The following is a 20,486-nucleotide window of genomic DNA, read 5'->3' on the forward strand; positions in this document are numbered from 1 at the left end:
GAGGATATCGTGCAGGATTATTACTAAAACAACTCGGTACTAACAAATAAAACAAAACTTCTTTCAAACTAGTATTCAAAATGGGTTATTGCTAACCCATTTAACGAAAGCAATTAGATGCTAACGATGTTTTCAGCTTGTGGGCCTTTTTGACCTTGAGTAACAGTAAACTGTACACGTTGGCCTTCAGCTAAAGTTTTGAAACCGTCGCCAGAGATTGCGCTGAAATGTGCGAAAACATCAGGACCAGATTCTTGCTCGATGAAACCAAAACCTTTTGCTTCGTTGAAAAATTTAACTGTACCAGTTGTAGTTGTAGACATAATAGTATCCTAAGGATTAATAAAAGTGCGCCTTAAATTAGGCAATTTAACAGGAAGAAAACATACATTTAACTGAGGATAACGCGAAGGATTATTACTAAAACAACGTGGTACTTACAAATAAATAGGGTTTTCTGTCAACCCGATGCGAGGCAGGATAACAGTAAATTAAAGTATATACCAAGCCCTATTGTAAATTTATTTTAGAGTAAGTACTTTATTTGTTTGTTGTTTTTTTAACTAATTAGTTATGATTAAGATGATATTTTATACTTTTAAAATAAAGGTAAGCTTTGTTTAATCAATACGTTAAGCCTGTTTTTGTGCGTAGTTTTAAAGTAGGCAAAACACAGCTTTTAATTGGTTAAAACATGACCTAATTACCTATTAAATTTTTTTGAGATATACCCTAAATAATGTAATTCTTTAGCTCCAAATTACAAATCCAAGTATTAATAACGCAATCCAAAGTGTTTCAGCCACAATTAAAATAATGGGTTTCATACCTACTTCGGTTAGTTTTCCTACCGTTTGCACACAATATTCTTGCGCTAATTTTAATAAATAGAAGCCTACTGGAAGAATGGTACTTAATTATTTCAATAGGAATTTATCTCGAAGATGCGTTATGTAATAAGTGAATCATGCTGCGTTTAAAGCAAAGCGGCTGATTAGTGGATAGAAAGCCATCAAGGTAAGGCTTGCTATCTTTAAAAAATATTTAAAGGTTGTGCGCTAAGATTGCTAATTAGTAGTTTAAGTACGTTTAACTAGTCGAGCTCAATTTGGTAATGATAGTGATCGCTACGGCATTTACTTAGGCGGTATTCAATACGCTTACCTTCTATTGATTCTGTAACGCGTGATACCAACAGTAGTGGGTCGCCGACTTTAATGGCAAGCATTTTTGCATCATCTATTGTAGCAAGTACGGCTTTAATACTGTCTTGGGTTTTGTGTACAGTCTGGTTAAATTTATTCTGATAGTAATGATAGAGAGTGTGCGGTATATCACTACTTTGATGTATATCAGGAAAGTAGCTTTGCGGTAGGTATATAGTTTCGCTCATGCAAAATTCGTTATCGAGAGTACGTCTGCGAACTAGCTTAGTAACCTTGTCTTTTTTATTTAGCTGCAAAGCCTTTATAGCTTCAGCAGGCGCAGCACAAAGCTCAACTGATAACAGTTCTGCCTTTGGTGAGTTGTCACTTTTACCGTCGGCTTGTAAAGGAAAAAACCTGAATAAGGCATCTTGCGAGGTATGCTCAGATACAAATGTACCAACGCCTTGGCGACGAGTGACTATTTTATTGTCGGTTAACAAATTTAATGCTTTACGAACCGTACCTTGGCTTACGTTAAATTCTTCAGCAAGGCGAAATTCGCTTGGTAAAGCCTCGCCGGGCAACCAATGCCGTTTAACAATGAGTTGTTTTATACTATCAGACACTTGTAAGTAGAGTGGTTGAAAATCCAAGCTTGGGCTACTTAATTTGTGATCAAACATAGAGTTACTCATTGTTATTTACCATTAAATTTAATCCACTTGTAGTTATATCATAGGTGAAGCCTTTTACGCATATTTGCGTTTCTTGATTAAACGTGAGCTACCGCAGTAATTTCTTATTGAGGCAAACTGCATATTATGTTTAAAAATCGTCCTCATTCATTTTAATCTCAAGTGGAGTAACCACATTACTTGAAGGATTGTTTGTTCACTGGGTTTGCCACTTGTTTTTCAGTGTTATAAATACAATTACTCGATTAAATTTACCCGTAGTACCGGTGATACCACTTACACTAAAGCTTAAATTGTGTCCGGTAAAGGTAGTTATGGTTTCATGTACAGGCGCTCTGGGTTAGATATAGCATTTTCGCCAGATTTTAAATAACTCCCTCAATAATTTCCCTTAAAAGCGCAACGTTTAACACGTTGCGCTTTTTTTGTGACTTATTTTTGTAATAGTTTAGTCATCTTACTTTCATCAAAATTACCTTTATCAGTCACATCTGTTTTCTATAGTGCAGCGGTTGATCTTTTTTGTGTTTACACATTTCAAAAAATAACCACTAAACAATGGGAATTACGGATGAAAATTAAAAAAGTCGCTGCGGCAATCGCGCTAACATTTGCGTTTAGCGCAGTTAGCCATGCTGATGTACTACCGCAAAGCCAAAAAGACAGCAGCTGGTATAGCGCTGCGCAAACTAAACTAACAACAAAAACAGCACAAGCGCAGGCTACACAAGCCACTAAAGCTAAAAATGTCATTTTATTTGTGGGCGATGGCATGGGTATTTCTACTCTTACCGCCGCGCGTATTTTGCAAGGGCAGCGTAATAACCAATCTGGCGAAGAAGGTTATTTAAGCTTTGAAGAGTTCCCATATTCTGCACAAGTTAAAACGTATAACGTAGATGCGCAAACTCCCGATTCAGCAGGCACGATGACGGCTATTATTTCGGGTGTGAAAACCGATGTGGGCGTTATTGGTGTAGATGAAGATATTGAACGCGGCGTGTGTTCAACAGTAGCTGGTAACGAGCTAATAACCGCAACTGAATTGGCTGAAATTAAAGGGCTATCTACCGGTATTATTTCTACAGCACGTATTACACATGCTACCCCTGCTGCCACGTATGCTAAATCGGCTGACCGTAACTGGGAAGACGTATCCGATATGCCAGAAGATGCCGTAACGGGTGGCTGTGAAGACATTGCATCGCAACTGGTTAACTTTGAAAAAAACCTAGAAGCACGATTTGTAGGGACCGACGTAGACGGTCTTGATTTTGTAATGGGTGGCGGTCGTCGTCACTTTTTACCAAAAGACGAAACAGCTAACTCAACAGATGCAGTAAGTGCTATAGAAGGCGACCGCACTGACGAGCGCAACTTAGTAACTGAGTGGCAAACACAATACCCAGATGCTACGTACGTGATGGATCAAACAGGCTTTGATGCAATAGCAGATGACGCCACTAAAGTATTTGGTTTATTTAACGAATCCCACATGCAATACGAAGCTGACCGCGCAAACGATGTAGCGGGCGAGCCTTCACTTACCGATATGACCACTAAAGCAATTGAAGTGCTTGGTAAAAACGATAATGGATTTTTCTTAACGGTTGAGTCGGGAAGAATTGACCACGCGCACCACGCGGGTAATGCGTACAACGCGCTTAACGACACCATTGAGTTTGCTAAAGCCGTGCAAGCAGCGGTAGATAACACTAATCCAGAAGAAACCCTTATTTTAGTAACCGCCGATCACAGCCATGTATTTACCATTGCTGGCTACCCTAAGCGTGGTAATCCAATTTTAGGTCAAGTAGTTGCAGTAGGCGAAACTACACCAAGCCTAGCTGCCGACGATATGCCGTACACCACAGTAGGTTACGCAAATGGTTTAGGTTTTAGAGACCTAGGCGACGAGACTGATGCTGATGCGAGTTACACAAGTGCTGCTGTAGCAGGGCGTGTTGAGCTAAATGGCGTTGATACAACAACCCCAGGTTTTCACCAAGAAGCAACCGTACCAATGGGGTCAGAAACACACGCGGGTGAAGATATTTCACTGCATGCAAAAGGTCCTGGTGCTCAGCTAGCACAAGGCGTAATTGAACAAAACGTAGTGTTTCATCTAATTAATCAAGCTCTTGAACTAACTCAGCAATAATGGCGGCTAACATGAACAAATTAACGGTACTTTCTTTGGCAGTAATGGTCGCGCTTGCAGGTTGCTCGAGTGACGATAACAAAAATGAAAATAATATTATCGCAGTAGATAACGCTATTGCAGTAGGCTCTGAGCAGTGTATTAATGGCGGTGTAGAGACGCAAGTAGGCGCAGATATCAATAATAACGACGTGCTAGACAGCGACGAAGTTAATTCAACTAATTTAGTGTGTAATGCACCTGCAACGTCGTTAACTACCGAGCAGTTAGCCTCACTCACTAGTAATACTTGGTTTAGTGAAGCACAAACAAAATTAGGCGCTGCACAAACAGCCAGTAGCAACATTGTTACAGAATCAGGCAAAGCTAAAAACGTAATTTTATTTGTGGGCGATGGTATGGGTATTTCTACCATAACCGCAGCACGTATTTTAGCGGGTCAGTTAGAGGGTGAAATGGGTGAAGATCACCAGTTAAGCTTTGAAACTATGCCTTTTTCGGGCTTTGTAAAAACATACAACGTAGATGCGCAAACGCCAGATTCGGCAGGCACTATGACCGCAATGGCATCGGGTGTTAAAACCGACGCAGGCGTTATTGGTATTGATGAAGCGGTTGAACGTGGTAATTGTGCATCAGGCAAAGGGCACGAACTTGTTTCCTCGTTAGAGCTTGCTGAAATTGCAGGTAAAGCAACAGGGATTATTTCTACAGCGCGTATTACTCACGCAACACCAGCTGCAACGTATGCTAAATCGGCAGAGCGTAACTGGGAAGATATCTCCGATATGCCAGAAAGTGCCGCAACATGTGAAGACATTGCATCGCAACTGGTTAATTTTGAAGCCAACCTAGAAGCACGCTTTAGTGGTGTTGATGTAGACGGTATTGACGTAGTAATGGGCGGCGGTCGTCGTCACTTTTTACCAAAAGATGCCGCGTTTAATTCAGCCGATGCAGTAAGTGCTGTTGAAGGGGATCGAACAGATAACCGCGACTTAACCGCAGAGTGGAAAACGCAATATCCAAATGGCACGTACGTAATGGATCAAACCGGTTTTGATGCAATAAGTGACGACGCCACTAAAGTGTTTGGCTTATTTAACGAATCCCACATGCAGTACGAAGCTGACCGCGCAAACGATGTAGCAGGCGAGCCTTCGCTTTCACAAATGACCGAAAAAGCAATAAACGTACTTGATAACAACGAGCAAGGTTTTTTCTTAACGGTTGAGTCGGGTCGAATTGACCACGCGCATCATGCGGGTAACGCTTATAACGCGTTAAACGACACTATTGAGCTTGCCAAAGCCGTTAAAGTGGCGATGGAAAACACCAACCCAGAAGAAACATTAATAGTTGTAACTGCCGATCACAGCCATGTATTTACCATTGCTGGTTACCCTAAACGCGGTAACCCAATTTTAGGTAAAGTGGTTGCAGTAGGCGCTACTGAGCCAAGCTTAGCTGCCGACGATATGCCTTATACAACGGTTGGTTACACCAATGGTGGGGGTTTTAGAAACCTAGGTAGCGAGACTGATGCCGACGCAGGTTACGCGTTTGCACCTGTTACAGGGCGTGTTGATTTAACTGATGTTGATACAACAACACCTGGTTTTCATCAAGAAGCACTGGTACCAATGGGCTCAGAAACACATGCCGGTGAAGACGTAGGCGTTTATGCAATGGGACCAGGTGCACACTTAGTAACAGGCACAAACGAGCAAAGCTTTTTGTTCCATGTAATGGACTTTGCCGCTGACTTTGTAAAAACAGCAGACGAAAAACTAGCGCAATAAATACCGGCTAGTTATAAATTTAGTTAAATATATCTAAATAAAAAACCCCGCACACTTTGCGGGGTTTTTGTCATTAAACTGACATTTATAATCGTTATGTTATTGCCATAAACCTGAAATATAAATAAGAGATAGCTAAATGAAAAAAGCGTTATTAATAATTGCCACGCTTGTGAGTACAAGTAGCTTTGCCTCGCAATGTGATATTGATGCCAAGCATTTAAAAGCGGATTATAAAATTACCAACAGCCATAAAGCGCAGCAAAGTAGCGAGTCACTTACCCTTTGGCGAAACAACCAGCAAGTAGCGCATCAAAGTGAAGTAATAACCGAGCTTTGGCAGCACTTAGCCAATAATCAAATACGCCCAATACGTTACTTTAATGCCCAGCAACGCGGCATTGAATACCAACCATCTGAAGTACGCGGCGTACAAAATTGGAGTGCTAAAAGTCAGCTGGTGGATAACCACTTAATCGAAAAAATGACCTTATTAAGCACACAAGGCACAGGCTGCGGTGAAGTAAAAAACTATACACTGAGCGAAAATGGCAACGACTTTTACCTTGCCTTTATTACGCATTCAAAATTAGTTAAAACATTTAGCATTAGTAATAAAAAAAGCCAAACAACTACCTTGCTAAGCCTTAACAATGTAAGCACTGATGTGCCATTAATTACTGCTCAATTTGCACAGTGGGACCGTTTTCAAACCACCGATTACGCCGACATTGGCGATAACGAAGGCGACCCATTTTTAGCTAAAATGATAAACCTTGGTTTTATAGAGCACAGTGCAACTGGCTTTTATAACCAGCAGGGCGAGGCTATTCAAGGCGGGCACCATCACTAGATTTTAGCGTTTTTAAATGTAGTAGCTCATAGCTGAAAGAATGAAAGGCTATGAGCTAAATGTAACACTGAAAGAGCTACCCTAAATTCCTGCCACAGATATAACCTAATCAAATACCTTTTTTCGTATTTTCAAAGTTAACATATCGACGGCGGTTCTTTTTTGATAAAACAGACGTTACTTAATATCGGTACGCGACCAAGATTTAAAGCCTCTTTGTAATAAAGCTAGAGTCTCATTCATTAATGATATTAGCTTGAGTTAATGGCTCTTTGCTTCTTTAAAAGGACGATATAATGGAAACTAATCCTATATAAAGAGGTTATTTAGTTATGGAAAAGTTGATTATGAAACTACTAAGCGTAGTGAGAGTTGAGAATGTTTCAACGGTTACTGTTTGTATTTGTCTTGTTTTATTAGTGTTTAAATTAGGGTGAAAAAATGGATATTGATGAGTTGACTGAATTAGTGAAAGGGAAAGTTTTTTTTGCAGGCGCTTATAAAAATACATCTTGAAGATGTAGTGGAAGTGAGAGAAATTTTAAAAGCTTCTTATAAACATAATGAGTTTCCATACTACGCAAAGCTTGAACATAGCTGGAATATGCTAGAGAAAACTCATTACATAATGTAATTGAGTGTGAACTAGTAGAAAGTAATCTATTAAACAGCTTTTTATACTTCATAGAATCTGGGTTTTATCCACCCCCCGAGTTATTAATTATTGTCGCAAGTTGTTTTCGAGCTCATATGATTAGCGGAGGGAAAACTAATTTATCTGAAGATTTCTTCGGGAAAAATAATCAGTTTGAGCATTGTATAAACGTGTCTAAGATTACTAAGTATATGGATTTTGAATTAAAATTGGTTACAGATAAGAAGGAATCATTGAAGGTTGTTGCGGAACAATACTTACTAGAATGCTCAGAAAAAAAATAATAACACATTCGGTGAAAATACTGATGTTGAAAGCTTCTTAAGAGGTTATCGTCGTTGGAAAAATGATCCAAAAAACAAAAATATTATTAAAAATTATTTAGGGATTGAATGTTCGTCGCAGTGCCAGCTACAGGCTTAATAGAGCGTTTAGCAATCATATCTCAAGTTTATGTGCTGCAAGCTATTGCCAACAGCACAAATATAAAAGCCTTAACACTACTCCAAATGAGAATCATCAGGCTTTTTGGGTCTATCAGCTAGCTCTGTTAAGCCGTCTTCGCAATCACCGCTGTCGCAGGTATTTAAATCGCTTTGTGCTTGTTTATCTTGTTGCAGAACTTGTTTTAAATCTTCCATGCGTTGGCGCACGGCTACGCCGTAGCTGGCGTCGTCGCCCCACAGCTCGGCAAGTTGCACAACCGCAGCGCGGTCGTGGTCTCTAAACAGCTTACCAGCACGCTCTGCATCTTGCTTAGTGTTACCTAGTAACTCGAGTGCTTCTACGGCAAGGTTAATAGCTGAGTCGACTGTTTCGCGGTTAAACGCATCTACTTTTAAATTAAGTAACTGATACGCATGGCGGCGGTCGATTGCGCGAGCAACAATTTTTAACTGCGGGTAGTTTTTATGCGCGAGCTTAATTATCTCGATAGTTTTATCTGGGTTATCAATTGCAATTACCAGCATTTGCGCGGTGTGCGCGCCTGCGGCTTCAAGGAGCTCTTGGCGTGCGGCATCGCCATAAAATACAGTATTGCCAAAACGGCGTAGTAATTCTATTTGGCTAGGGCTGTGATCAAGTACGGTAATTTCGTAGCCTTGCGCGTGCAGTAAACGCCCCATAATTTGGCCAAAACGTCCGTAGCCCGCAATAATTACGTGCTTAGCGGTGTTAATTTGCTCTGGCTTATCAAACTCAGGCGGAGCACTGCTGCTGCGTTTTTGTATTTGTTCATAAACCATAAGTAGTAACGGCGCTATTAGCATTGATACCGCTACAACTAAGGTAACAAGGCTGGTTTGCTCGGGCGTTAAAATACTTAAGGTGGTGGTTACGCTTAAAAGTACAAAGGCAAACTCACCCCCTTGGGCAAGCGCTAAGGCAAATAATAACTGCTGTTTACTGTTAATTTTACAGGTAACGGCAAGGGCAAATAAAATGCAGGCTTTAACTACAATAAGTAAAACCACTAAGCCAATAACAGTACTAAACTCGTTAAATAGCAGTTCAAAGTTAATTGATGCGCCAACAGTTATAAAAAACAGTCCTAAAAGTAAGCCTTTAAAGGGTTCTATATCGGCTTCTAATTCGTGTCTAAATTCACTCTCGGCAAGTACAACGCCTGCTAAAAAAGTTCCCAATGCAGGCGATAAACCAATACTTTGCATAACCAGTGCAATAGCGACCACTAAAAACAGTGCAAAAATAGTAAATATTTCACGCATGTGCGTTTGGGCAATGTATCTAAATAACGGCGCCGATACATATTTACCGCCGGCAATAATAGCGGCAATAACCGCAACCGAAACACATACTTGTTGCCATACAGGCCAGCTTGCAATAATCGAATCGCTGATTTCTTTTGTGCTAGTTTGCGGGGCAAATGCGAGCAGTGGCAATAGGGCTAAAATAGGGATAATTGCGATGTCTTGAAACAGCAATACCGAAAAAGCGTTTTGTCCGGCTTCTTGCTTTAGCCAACCTTTTTCTTCAAGGCTTTGCAGTACAATAGCGGTAGAGGAGAGCGCGAGCATTAAACCAATGGCGAGTGCGGTTTGCCAATGCATGGCAAAAAACCAATAACAAAATGCAAATATAGCCGCTGCCGATAACACAACCTGTAAGCCGCCAAGCCCTAAAATAGAGTGGCGTAATGTCCATAAACGCGAAGGTTGTAGCTCAAGGCCCACTAAAAACAGCATCATTACTACGCCAAATTCAGCGAAGTGCATTACATCGGTTTGATCGCCCACAACACCCAGCGCATAAGGGCCAATAAGTATGCCCGCAATTAAATAACCTAATACTGAGCCAAGTCCGACTCGTTTTGCAATAGGCACAGCTACAATGGCTGCTGCTAAGTAAATTAAAGCAATTTCTAACACGCGTTTATCCTAATAACATCAAGGCTTTTATAATGGCTTAGCTGCTTATAAAATACAATGGATTATATGGCTCAAAGTTGCTTATTTATCAGTAGCTATAACACTAATGGTTATAACTACTGGGCTAAAAATAGCACTTTGTGTTGAAGGGCTTATTGGGAGCTAAATATTACAAATACTTATAATTGCTGAGCTTGGTTGGCCTGAATCAGAATGGTAAATAGTAATGTTTGAGCTGATTGTATTTTCAACGTTTGTTTCAATTGCTGTTACTTCAAATTCGGCAGATGCAGGTAGGTCGATATCCAATTCGCTATCGAGGTAAGTACTTCCGCTTTTTTGCAAAGTAAGTGGTTTTGTTTGATCAAAGCTAAATTGAAAGCTATCTGACGCTAAAAGTGTATCTACCATGTTAAAACGTAAATTAACGGTGTCGGGGCCTGAAAACTCAGCACACACAAATACCGAAACCTCAACAGCTTGTAAAACGGGCATGCTATTTTGGCCTATATCCACAGTAAAGTTGCCTTGCGTAATAGCTACAGAGTTGTATTCCCCAGTTGCTAGCCTTTGATCTGCTGTTTTTATCGTTATTTTTTCACCTTGCGCTAAATTAACCTCTTCATCAAAAAAGCCATTTGTGTTGGTGCTGTACTGCTGTCCATTAATTGTTAGCGGTGCATTGCTTATAGCCGCTTTTTGCACATTAGTGAGTTGTCCTTTAATGCGACCGGTAAGTTGTGCAGAGTTAGTTACTGTAATTGAAAATTGCACACTTTTTGAAAAGCCATCAGCATCAGTTGCTACAACGGTTAGCGTGTAAATACCTGTCATATCGGCGATAAATTCGGTAATACTTTGGTTTGTATTGCTTAAGCTGGTGCTCGAGCCTGAAGGGGCTGATAGTGTCCAAGCGTAATCGAGAGAGGTTCCCTCTGGGTCGTAACTTTGGCTTACATCAAATTTAACTGTATTACCCACTACATCGTAGCGCGATTGCTCCCCCGTGAAACTAATTACTGGCAGTGCATTTTGTATTACATCAATTGTTAGGGTTTTTGTGTCAGAGAACTGCACACCATCGTTAGTGCGTAACGAAATAACAACTTGCCCCTCTACTGATGCGCTAAACGTTGGTTTTGGTATTGTATTACTGCTAAGCGTTGCTTGGCCTTGCGACGAAATGATTTCCCATTGGTAACTTAGTGGCTGGCCTTCTGGATCGTAACTATTTGAAGCATCAAGTAAAACTTGTTCATCAACCGTTATAGAGGTTTCATAAGTTACCAAAGTAACAGGCTTTTTATTGCTACTGGCATGCAGTGCTGAGGTTGCTTGGTTTGAACTTAATTGCCCATCAGACACTGTAAGCCTTACAACGTAGTCGCCTTCTTTATCGGCAACAATAGAGGGCGTTGCTGATGTGTTGTTAGTTAGTTGTGATGTACTATTTAAAGGCTTGGCTTGTAACTGCCAGTTATAACTCAGCGTATCTCCGTCTGGGTCGCTACATTGTTGGCACTGCAAAGTGGTTGATTCGTTTAACGTAATATCACGTTCGGATTCAAGTGTTGCAACGGGGGCTTTATTACTTGTGGTAACAGTTAAAATAACTGATGCGGTATCACTTTCGCTTTATTGATCGGTAACAGTGAGTGAAAGCGAGTAATCTCCAGCTGTTGACGCTGAAAATCCAGCGGTATGATTTTGCATGTTTGAAAGAGCCGGCGTGCTGCCCTGGGGTTTTGATGTAATTGCCCACGCATAACTAAGCGTATCGTTTTTATCGGGATCAGTGCTTTGGTTACCATAAAGTGTAACAACTTCATTTGGGGCAATTGTTTTATTTTCTACGTTAATAACCGCTTGTGGTGATGAGTTAGAATTAAGCGATTCACTTTTTATGAGTACGACAGTGCTTGCTGTATCACCTTGTGAATTAGTAACGGTAAGCTCAACTTTAAACTCGCCTATTTCGTCTGCAACAAACTGGCTTTTTACTTGAGTCGCATTTTCAAGCGTTGCATTACTTGCTACGGGCTTGGTAATAAATTGCCATTTGTATTGATTAATGGCGCCGCTGGTTGTGCTACTTTGCGCGCCATTTAAAAGCACAACATCACCTTGTTTAACGGTTTGTGTGCTACCTGCGTTAGCAATTAGTTGGGTATTTGCAGTAACGGTGAATTGTTTTTGTGCAGGTGTGCTTGAAAGCTTGCCGTCATTCACGGTTAATACTAATTGGTACTCTTGTGCTTCAGATACTGAAAACTCAACGGTACTTTCATTATTAACCGTAATCGGTATTTCTACTTGCGCATTTTTGCTGGTTAATTGCCATTGATAGGTGAGTGCATCGCCATCAGGGTCACTACTTTGTGCTGCGCTAAAAACGAGGGTGGTATTTACTTTAAACTCCGATTGCTCGGTAGTAATAACTGCAATAGGCTTTGTGTTAGTACTGACTGGTTTAGTTACTGTTTTGGAGTCTGAACCTCCAGAGCCACAAGCTACGAGGGTGAATAAAGCAGTAATTAAAATTAATAACTTCCATTTCATAATATTAATATCCTTTTAATAAGTTGAATATCAATATGTACCTAAATTAGCTATAAAGCAAAAAAATAAATCAAATAAGTACTTTTGCATTATTTTAGGAAATAGTTAACGTGAAACAGTGCTAATTTTGAATCATTTATACTTTGAGGGGAGTGCTTTATGCCCAGATTGAGAGGGCATAAAGTATATTAAATGGCAGTTAAATAAAGTTAGTCTGCTACTTTTACTGAACCGCTAATATTATCGATACTTACATCGCCCGAGCCCGACTCAGTAATAGTCAGCCCCTTTGCATGATTAACGCGAATATCACCCGAACCGTCTTCAATTGTTACACTTGAACCAATATACTCAATAAGCAGGTCGCCAGAGTTATCATCAACATTAACTGCACCGCTAATATGGCTTATTACTATATCACCCGATCCATCTTCAACGTTTAGCGAACCGGTTATGTTGCTCACGTGCATTTCGCCAGAACCATCGTCAATAGTTGCATTGCCACTTACGTTGTTTATATGAATACTGTCAGAGCCGTCGGTTAATTCTAAATTACCTGCGATGTTTTCAAAGTTTACTTCACCTGATCCATCGTCAACAGTTAGGTTTTTAGCCCCGCTTATTGTTAAATTTCCTGAGCCGTCTTTTACATCAATATTGCTTTGCATAGCATTTATTAAAATGTCGCCAGAGCCATCATCAATATCTAAATTTAGATTACTTGGCACAGTAACCACTAAATTAATACTTGGAGATTGGCCACTGTAAAAGCTAATACCATTACGACTTTTATTTTGGGCAACAAGCTTTGCCTGTTTACCGTCTTGCTCGAGCGTTAGTTCGTATTCGTCTTCAATGTCGGCTGTGTAAATGGTGGCGTTAACACTAATTCTGATGGCCGTTTTTGAGCCTTTTATTTCAAGGCTACCTGCACCGCTTAATACATTTAAATACTCAAGATTATTGCTTGGCAGTGATAGCTGTTGAGTTTGCTTTACTGAGGCAACGCTTGGCGATATGTGAAATACACAGCCACTTAATAATAAAATGCCGCCAACAAGTGAAAGTGGTTTTGTAATGCTTAATTGTGTTGATGAGCTCATGTTTAGTCCTTTGGTATTTATTGTTTGTATTTATATAAACAATATAGAGCAAAAATGAGGCCGAAATGTAAGCTGTTGTTTTATATAGGGTGGTTGTTTTTTATGAAAGTTGAAATACTAATAAGTGGTTAAAATAACTAATTATTAATATAAAAGGATGCGCGATGCATCCTTTTATAATTGCTCAGCTTTTATTAGGGAACTAATTAAAAGCTGTAAGTAATATTACCGTATAAAAAGCGTCCGTCTAATCCGTAAGGTGCATACGGGGTGTACGGGAATATTTGGCCAAAGTCAGAGTAACCAATGTTATCCACAGTTGCTTGTGGGTATTGATCGAATAAGTTGTTTGCACCAACGGCAAATTTCCAATATTCGTCTGGACGGTATGCCACTTCTAGGTCGGTGATCCACTTAGGGTCTAGGTATTCATCGCGATCAGCTGTGGTTGATATATCAGCGACTTCACCATAACGTGTGGCACGAAGCGTTGTTTGCCATTCGTTAAAGTTCCACACTGCTGATAGATTCCATTTGCTATCTGGCGTGCCTTCTTCAAAGCGACCTACTTCACGACGTGCAAACACTACGTAGTCGTCACCTAGTGAGTTAAGTTCGCTTGGGTTGTCGTTTACGTGTGTTACTTCGGTGTCGTTAAAGTTAGCGGCTACGTTTAGGCGTAAATCACCTAAGTTGTCTAAATCTAGGTTATAAGTGGCAACTATATCAACACCTTGCGTACGTGAGTCTATTGCATTGGTAAAGTAGCGTACCCTGTCGGTGTTTAGCTCACCAGCGTTTGCTAAAATTTGCGCAACTGCTGCACCGGCTAGATTTTCAGAGAGTACAATCCGGTCATCAATATCAATACGATATGCATCAACCGTTAGGCTAAAATTACCTTGAGTGTAGACAAAGCCAGCGGTTAAGTTTACAGAGTCTTCAGCGTCTAGTTTTTTAGCGCCTAATGCTTGTGCTGCTGGAGAGTCACTTGGAAATAAAGCTACTTCAAACGCTTGATTGTTTTCAAGTATGGTTGATATTTGACGATACGAGCTTTGTGCTAGCGATGGCGCGCGAAAGCCGGTACTTGCTGCACCACGTAACGATAAGTTATCAGTAATACTGTAACGCGTTGCTATTTTTGAGGTGAATGTGTCGCCAAAGTCGCTGTAATCTTCATAACGGCTGGCTAAAACCACATTCCACTTTTCTGTTAAGTAGGTATCAAATTCAACAAAAAGTGCTACGTTGTGGCGGCTTTCGTCGGTAACACTTTGCGGACCAAAACCAGATAGTACCTGTGCACCACCTTCTGCAATTGGGTTGCCGTTACTATCAAGCGCGGTAATATAAGAAGCTTCTTCGCCTTGTTCTATTTTGTAGCTTTCGTGGCGGTATTCAGCACCTATAGTAAAAAATACGTCATCTGGTAAACCTAAATCAAATGCTGTGCTGGCATCTCCATTAACAATAAATTGGGCATAAACCAATGCGCCGTTATCAAATTCGGTTTGGCTGGTGGCACCTAAAGATGTATTTAAGCTATTTACTACGCCTAATGCAAAGTCGTTGCGGCCGTAGTTGGTACTTACATCCCATGTCCAGTCGCCTGTTTCACCTTGTAAACCAAGAGCGAGAGAGTAATCTTCTACGTCGGTTTCAATTTGTGGCAAAAAGCCATTAGGGTAAACGTCTAAAATGTTATTTTTATCTACAGCTCGGCGATAAAATCCGCCTGAGTTGCCTTCACGCTTAGAGTAGCTACCAAAAGAGTATAAGTTTAAGCCGTTATCTAAATCGTAACCCATGTTGTAAAACAACGCGTAATCTTCAAGGTCAGCTTTACCAAAACGGTGATTGTAACGATCGATAGTAAATTCGCGTGGGTCTAAGCTGCCATCATCAAGACGGCTGTATTGTTCGCGTGGGTCAAAGCCAGAGCGTTGAGTTGAGTCGTTATCGCGGTATTCAATTGATACGTTTACAAAGCCATTGTCTGTTAATGAAAAACCTGAGTTTGCGCTAATTGTGCGGGTACTACCGTCGTTAACGTGACGATCGTCGCCTAAATTAAATGCAAGTTTGCCGTTATCATCCGCATAAGTGCTATTTAGTTGCGGTACACCGGCCATTTGTGTATCGTATTTACCGTACGTTACGCTTACGCTACCGCCTTCTGAGGCATCTTTAAGTACAATGTTAATTACGCCTGCAATGGCGTCTGAGCCGTACTGCGCTGCAGCACCGTCACGCAGTACTTCAACACGTTTAATAGCTGAAGTTGGAATCATGTTTAAATCAACAGCAGTAGAGCCACGGCCAACAACACCCGCTAAGTTTAATAACGCGCCTGCATGGCGGCGTTTGCCATTAATTAGCACTAGGGTGTGATCGGGTGCTAAACCACGTAAAACAGCTGGTTTTGCATGGTCAGTACCATCACCCATAGTGGCACTTGGGTAGTTAAAGCTAGGTACTTGGTTTGCTAGTATTTGGCTTATTTCTAGCTGACCCGTACTTTGCATATCACCGCTGGTAATAATATCTACAGGTACGGTACTTTCGGCAATACTACGTAAACTTCTACGTGTACCAGTAACCGAAATGACTTCAATACTTTCTTGAGCTTGTGTGTCTTGCTCAGCAGCAAACGCTGGTGAATAAGACGCGCTAAGCGCAGAGGTAACGGCCAGACTAAGTGCTACTTTTTTGGCTGATAATTGCTTTAACATGATGTTGATTCCCTTAAGGGCTGCTGACTATTGATTTTTAGAAGGAGCGCATCATATAGAAGCGGCTACCCTAGTGCAAAGATAAAAACTATCTAAGATATTCTAAGTTGTTAACACATAAGGTCAGTGTTTATGAACGATAGAGACGTTTGGATCGTTTCAGTTGCAATCTTGTGTCGAATGGTTGCGAATTCAAGGGGGAGCGTGGATAAAAGTTATTAAAAAGTAAAAAGGCCAAGCAAGTGCTCAGCCTTTATAAGGTGCTAACCTACGTGAATAAAATTATTCAGGCGCAACTTCAAGTGTTGTGAATAAAGCATAACGGCCAGCGTCTACGCCTTCTTCGTTTACTTCAACATCGTTAGATGTTTCTATTAGGTATAAGCCAGGCTCTTTCCACGTAGTTGTGAACATACCATTTTTATCGGTAGTTACTTTTACTTCGCCACGCTCGTTACGGTAACGAGTGTCACCTTTTAAAATACTTACTTCAATGCCTTCACCAGCAGATTTACCATCTTGTAGTAATTGAAAACGTGCTTGCTCACCTACAAATAAATCGTTTGGATGCGTTGGACCGCTAAGCTCTAAGCCTAAACCTAACTGTGCAGGCTTTGAGGTGCCATTTCGGCTTACAAATGTATCTACTGTTGAAACAACCTTCGTTGTAGTTACATCTTTTGCATTGCTAGGTAACTCGGCGTCTGTTTTTTTACCAAATACGCGCTTGCGCTTACCTTCTTCGTTTTTATAGAAGGTCATGTACATTGGCTTTTGGGTCATTGCAATATGGTAAGTGCCTTGCTCTGTTAAGCTTACTGCAGCTGAGCTTTTACGCTTTAAGTAATAAGCACGAATGGTGTCGCTTACTGGCTCACCATTAGGCGCAAGTGCCATTAATAATGTGTCGTCGTACTCGGCGCCTTTTTCTTTAGGTTTAAAGGCTTTGTCTGGTGCAAAAATTTCGTTTGAAATACTTGCGTCAATCATTACGTAATGCGCTTTATCGCCTGATAAAGATGTATGCGAAGGTAGTAACCAACGTCCGTGTGCACTTGCTGAAGTTGACACTAAAGCAGATAAGCTCAATGCGCCGATTAATGCCGTTTTTAATAAATTAATTTTCATTGTATTTCCTTAAATTCAAATGATTAAGTAGCAGCTACTTAGTGCTTACAGTGACGAAGCTTTTAGAAAACTCGTTTTTACCATCAATTGTTAGTTTGCCTGATTTAGTTAAATCAAGCTCAACGCGGGTGTAGTCTCTGCCGCCTTCTTCGCGTACAACTTCAATATTTAGTAAGTATTTACCTGGTTTTACTGGGTTACCGTCTAAATCATTACCTTGCCAATTTATGGTGTAAGTACCTGCGCGTTTTGTTGCGCCGCTAATGCCGTCAAAGTTGGCATCGCTTTTACCGGCTTTACGCCACCATTGGCGTAAGTCTTTAAACCATTCTGCTTTTTGCACCCAAAGTGCAAGCGTTGTAACGTGTTTGCGCTCTGGTGTTTCAAGCCAAACTGCAACGTATGGGCGGTGATACGGTTGTACTTCTAAGTCAGGAAGCGTTAATTCAACCTCTAGCTGTGGTGTTTTTGCATGCGCCGTTGTTTGAAAAAACGCAGCTACGAGCAGTAATGCGGCGCTTATAAATAATTTAAATTTAACCATTAAGACACTCCTTTTATTTGTGGAACCCAACATAAATAAATAACCAGTGGAGTTGCCACTCCTAGTACGGTTATCCATATTCCTGCTAAGCGTTTTTTTCTATTTTGAAACAAAATAATCATGCCGGTGATGGCAAATAAAATCATTAGTACGGCAGATATATCAATTACCCAACTCCATACTTCACCGCTGTGGCGGCCTTTATGTAAGTCGCCAATAAGGCTTAAAAAGCCACCTGTTTGGTAATCAAGATTTAGCTCGCCAGTTGTAAAGTCGAGTTCGGCATAAGCAAACCCCGCTGGTAGTGGGTAGTCGAGCATGACAAGTGCATCTTCTTTTTCCCACTCAATACTTTTTACTTTTGTGAGTGAATACTGCTTAGCTAAATAAGCTTCTATTTCAGGATATAGCGTAGGCAACGTATTTAGCTGTGCATTTGCTTTAGTAACTAGCTCTGCAGGAATCGTTGCGGTTACTTGACCGTTATTTTTATCGTTTTTAAGCCAATCGACGTGATTAAGCACAATGCCGCTAACGCAAAATAAAATAAGCAAAAAAAACAAAGCTGTAGAAATATAAATATGTAGAGCACGGCTTGTACTATACAAAGCCCGCTTATTAATAAACGACATAAAAACAGTTAATAAATTAAATTTACAACATGATAATGATTTGCATTAGCTATTACAAATTTACTTACTTATCTTTACATAAAAACTTTAAAAATAAAGGATATATACCGGTTAAAAAGTGAGACTTAACCATAAAGTGCCTATTTACTGTTTAGGAGGGCTGGAAGGTCTTAAAATAAGGTAAATCATTACCAATACTTCTATTACTGCAACGAGATAAATAACCCAAATAGGGGCGGCTGAATACAGTAAAAATATAAATCCAATTAACATGCCAATGGCGGCGTAGCATTTGGCTTTTACAGGCACTACTTTATGGGCTTGCCATTGTTGCAAAGTTGCACCGTAACGAGGGTGGTTTAACAGCCATTGTTCGAGCGCGGGTGATGAGCGAGTAAAGCAGGTGAGCGCTAAAATAAAAAATATAGTGGTAGGCATGACCGGTAACACAATGCCAATAATACCCAAGGCTACAAGTATTAAGCCAAGCGCTTTAAACCATAAGTTTTTATAACAAATAAACACTGCTTTTATATTCACTTAGGCTCTTTTTAGGCGTGTTATGGTATCTCTAATTGTAGGCTAAATAGCTATTAATTCGAAGCTTAAAATCAATAAAAAAGGGCAAACTAAGTTTGCCCTTTTAAAAATAAATGCGGTTAACAGTTTAGAAGTAGTAACCAATATTTATGTTGAAGCGACGTTCTGTATCGCCATCACCAATAATTGTTCCGCCAATAAATGGCTGGTTACGTGCTTGAATAAAGTCGAAGTAACTAAAGAAACCACCTGCAGCAACACTCATACCCGTTACGTTCATCCATGTATCTGCGCTGTCGTCAGACTTGTCATAAATAATGCCGTAATCGTTGTAAAATTGAATGTCGGTAACTGGGCCCCAATCAAGCGAGTAATTATAAGCAACGTTAAAGTTAGTCATAGTTGCTTCGCTAGATACGGTATCGTAATAAGCATACGCACCAACAACAAAACGGTCGCTACTGTCATCTAGGTCGTAGTCGTATTCACCGTGTTGAAATTGGATATTCCAGTTGTTAATTGTGCTATCAACATGAAATGCCCATGCACCGTAGTTACCTGCACGGTCGTTACCGTCATGTAAGCCACCACTTAATAATGATACACCCACATCGGTAGTTATATTTTTGCTGTGCTCAATTTGATACGTCGCACGCCCGGCAAACGTATTGTATTCACCAATATTGTTACCTTCAGTAATCCCAGCTTCAGAATCATAAGTACCACTTCCAACTATATCGTAAGAGTAACGCTTGCTTTTATCGGAACCACCGTCTACTCCACCTAGCTCATCATTTTTGAAAAAGCCTAGGTCTAGCTTCCAGTTATCTTTAAGTTTACGTTTTACTACTACACCTAAATCAAAGTCATCTTCTAGGCCAACATAGTAGTTAGTACTAAAAAAGTAGTTGTGTGAGTTATATGGGCCATTACCAAAAGGCACGGGTGCAATACCTGCTTGTCCTTCCCAGCCATCTGCAAACTCGTAACCTAAGTAAGCATATTTAACAACGGTCATATAATCGTAAAAACGTACTTCACCGTTCAGTGAAATATCGTTAATTTCACCAGATACATTTATACGGAAAATATCAAAATCAAAATCGCCACCGCGATCTTGGGTATCTTCATCGTATGTGTTGGTGCTGTAATTAAAGCGTATTGCTCCACCAACTTTAATGCCTTCATCTTTTGTTTCAGACTCAGCGGCTGCTACTACAACCTCTTTTTGATCTGCTTTTTTACTAATTTTTGCAACTTCTTGCTTGTGTTGCTCATTAATTTTTTGCTGTTTTGTTTTTTCATCAGCTAACTTATTTTCAAGCAGTTGCATTTGTTGCTTTAACTGCTTAAGTTGGCTTTGTAACGTGTCTAGATCATCAGACGCATAAGAAGTACTTGTAACACCACCTAGAACTAGTGCTAGTGTCAATTTTGAGAGTTTAGTCATAATAGCCGCTCTGCTTGTGATTAAAAAATAAAAAAATTCAAGATGTAAAAAAACGCCTTACGTTTAGAGTAAGTACAAAAACTATGTATTT

15 protein-coding genes are annotated in these 20,486 nt (G+C 40.3%); 3 read left to right on the forward strand and 12 right to left on the reverse strand.

What is annotated here, in order from left to right:
* Positions 1-113: 113 nt before the first annotated feature.
* A complete protein-coding gene (locus tag ABX891_RS01885) occupies positions 114-323 on the reverse strand; it encodes a cold-shock protein (RefSeq protein ID WP_024595869.1) in 210 nt (69 codons plus the stop codon).
* 770 nt (positions 324-1,093) lie between these two features.
* Entirely contained in the window at positions 1,094-1,843 is a 750-nt protein-coding gene (locus tag ABX891_RS01890) for a GntR family transcriptional regulator (protein ID WP_354628796.1), read from the reverse strand.
* Positions 1,844-2,414: 571 nt separating this feature from the next.
* Between ABX891_RS01890 and ABX891_RS01895 the strand changes: the two genes are divergently transcribed.
* The 3 genes from ABX891_RS01895 (at position 2,415) to ABX891_RS01905 (ending at position 6,659) form a co-directional block, all read left to right on the forward strand.
* Positions 2,415-4,004 (forward strand): alkaline phosphatase, encoded by a 1,590-nt coding sequence (locus tag ABX891_RS01895; RefSeq protein WP_188161989.1) that lies wholly within the window; start codon positions 2,415-2,417, stop codon positions 4,002-4,004.
* 11 nt (positions 4,005-4,015) lie between these two features.
* Positions 4,016-5,806: an alkaline phosphatase gene (locus tag ABX891_RS01900; protein ID WP_354628797.1), complete on the forward strand. Its 1,791-nt coding sequence runs from the start codon at positions 4,016-4,018 to the stop codon at positions 5,804-5,806.
* A 139-nt stretch (positions 5,807-5,945) separates the two neighbouring features.
* Positions 5,946-6,659, forward strand: a complete 714-nt coding sequence (locus tag ABX891_RS01905; RefSeq protein WP_197099070.1) for a hypothetical protein — start codon at positions 5,946-5,948, stop codon at positions 6,657-6,659.
* A gap of 1,155 nt (positions 6,660-7,814) precedes the next feature.
* On the opposite strand, the gene ABX891_RS01910 is transcribed toward ABX891_RS01905, so the two are convergent.
* From ABX891_RS01910 to ABX891_RS01955, 10 genes are all read right to left on the reverse strand, one after another.
* Positions 7,815-9,704 carry a monovalent cation:proton antiporter-2 (CPA2) family protein gene (locus ABX891_RS01910; RefSeq protein ID WP_024605241.1) on the reverse strand — a complete coding sequence of 630 codons (1,890 nt, stop codon included), beginning with the start codon at positions 9,702-9,704 and terminating at the stop codon, positions 7,815-7,817.
* Between the two features lie 162 nt (positions 9,705-9,866).
* Positions 9,867-11,315, reverse strand: coding sequence for a PKD domain-containing protein (locus ABX891_RS01915; protein ID WP_354630094.1), 1,449 nt, complete (start codon positions 11,313-11,315; stop codon positions 9,867-9,869).
* A 24-nt stretch (positions 11,316-11,339) separates the two neighbouring features.
* Positions 11,340-12,263 (reverse strand): PKD domain-containing protein, encoded by a 924-nt coding sequence (locus ABX891_RS01920; RefSeq protein ID WP_354628798.1) that lies wholly within the window; start codon positions 12,261-12,263, stop codon positions 11,340-11,342.
* Positions 12,264-12,472: 209 nt separating this feature from the next.
* On the reverse strand, positions 12,473-13,366 hold the full coding sequence (locus tag ABX891_RS01925; RefSeq protein ID WP_309167839.1) for a DUF4097 family beta strand repeat-containing protein: 894 nt from the start codon (positions 13,364-13,366) through the stop codon (positions 12,473-12,475).
* Between the two features lie 206 nt (positions 13,367-13,572).
* Complete coding sequence (locus ABX891_RS01930; RefSeq protein ID WP_502936040.1) at positions 13,573-16,101, reverse strand: TonB-dependent receptor plug domain-containing protein; 2,529 nt, start codon at positions 16,099-16,101, stop codon at positions 13,573-13,575.
* A 282-nt stretch (positions 16,102-16,383) separates the two neighbouring features.
* Positions 16,384-17,229: a DUF4198 domain-containing protein gene (locus ABX891_RS01935; RefSeq protein ID WP_086993150.1), complete on the reverse strand. Its 846-nt coding sequence runs from the start codon at positions 17,227-17,229 to the stop codon at positions 16,384-16,386.
* Between the two features lie 34 nt (positions 17,230-17,263).
* A complete protein-coding gene (locus ABX891_RS01940) occupies positions 17,264-17,773 on the reverse strand; it encodes a DUF2271 domain-containing protein (protein ID WP_024596098.1) in 510 nt (169 codons plus the stop codon).
* Entirely contained in the window at positions 17,773-18,405 is a 633-nt protein-coding gene (locus tag ABX891_RS01945) for a PepSY-associated TM helix domain-containing protein (protein WP_354628799.1), read from the reverse strand. The genes ABX891_RS01940 and ABX891_RS01945 overlap by 1 nt, the downstream gene beginning before the upstream one ends.
* A gap of 144 nt (positions 18,406-18,549) precedes the next feature.
* Complete coding sequence (locus ABX891_RS01950) at positions 18,550-18,945, reverse strand: YbaN family protein (protein WP_309167835.1); 396 nt, start codon at positions 18,943-18,945, stop codon at positions 18,550-18,552.
* A 127-nt stretch (positions 18,946-19,072) separates the two neighbouring features.
* On the reverse strand, positions 19,073-20,395 hold the full coding sequence (locus tag ABX891_RS01955; RefSeq protein WP_354628800.1) for a putative porin: 1,323 nt from the start codon (positions 20,393-20,395) through the stop codon (positions 19,073-19,075).
* Positions 20,396-20,486: the final 91 nt, after the last annotated feature.

Origin of the sequence: Pseudoalteromonas sp. NCIMB 1079, from assembly GCF_040567695.1 — a bacterium.
Taxonomy (GTDB): domain Bacteria; phylum Pseudomonadota; class Gammaproteobacteria; order Enterobacterales; family Alteromonadaceae; genus Pseudoalteromonas; species Pseudoalteromonas distincta.

What these genes read in the sequence shown, in the direction of transcription:
- ABX891_RS01900 (WP_354628797.1), top strand. Translation starts at nt 4,016, where the DNA reads ATGAACAAATTAACGGTACTTTCTTTGGCAGTAATGGTCGCGCTTGCA.
- ABX891_RS01930 (WP_502936040.1), bottom strand. Translation starts at nt 16,101, where the DNA reads ATGTTAAAGCAATTATCAGCCAAAAAAGTAGCACTTAGTCTGGCCGTT.
- ABX891_RS01890 (WP_354628796.1), bottom strand. Translation starts at nt 1,843, where the DNA reads ATGAGTAACTCTATGTTTGATCACAAATTAAGTAGCCCAAGCTTGGAT.
- ABX891_RS01925 (WP_309167839.1), bottom strand. Translation starts at nt 13,366, where the DNA reads ATGAGCTCATCAACACAATTAAGCATTACAAAACCACTTTCACTTGTT.
- ABX891_RS01945 (WP_354628799.1), bottom strand. Translation starts at nt 18,405, where the DNA reads ATGTCGTTTATTAATAAGCGGGCTTTGTATAGTACAAGCCGTGCTCTA.
- ABX891_RS01935 (WP_086993150.1), bottom strand. Translation starts at nt 17,229, where the DNA reads ATGAAAATTAATTTATTAAAAACGGCATTAATCGGCGCATTGAGCTTA.
- ABX891_RS01885 (WP_024595869.1), bottom strand. Translation starts at nt 323, where the DNA reads ATGTCTACAACTACAACTGGTACAGTTAAATTTTTCAACGAAGCAAAA.
- ABX891_RS01955 (WP_354628800.1), bottom strand. Translation starts at nt 20,395, where the DNA reads ATGACTAAACTCTCAAAATTGACACTAGCACTAGTTCTAGGTGGTGTT.
- ABX891_RS01905 (WP_197099070.1), top strand. Translation starts at nt 5,946, where the DNA reads ATGAAAAAAGCGTTATTAATAATTGCCACGCTTGTGAGTACAAGTAGC.
- ABX891_RS01940 (WP_024596098.1), bottom strand. Translation starts at nt 17,773, where the DNA reads ATGGTTAAATTTAAATTATTTATAAGCGCCGCATTACTGCTCGTAGCT.
- ABX891_RS01920 (WP_354628798.1), bottom strand. Translation starts at nt 12,263, where the DNA reads ATGAAATGGAAGTTATTAATTTTAATTACTGCTTTATTCACCCTCGTA.
- ABX891_RS01895 (WP_188161989.1), top strand. Translation starts at nt 2,415, where the DNA reads ATGAAAATTAAAAAAGTCGCTGCGGCAATCGCGCTAACATTTGCGTTT.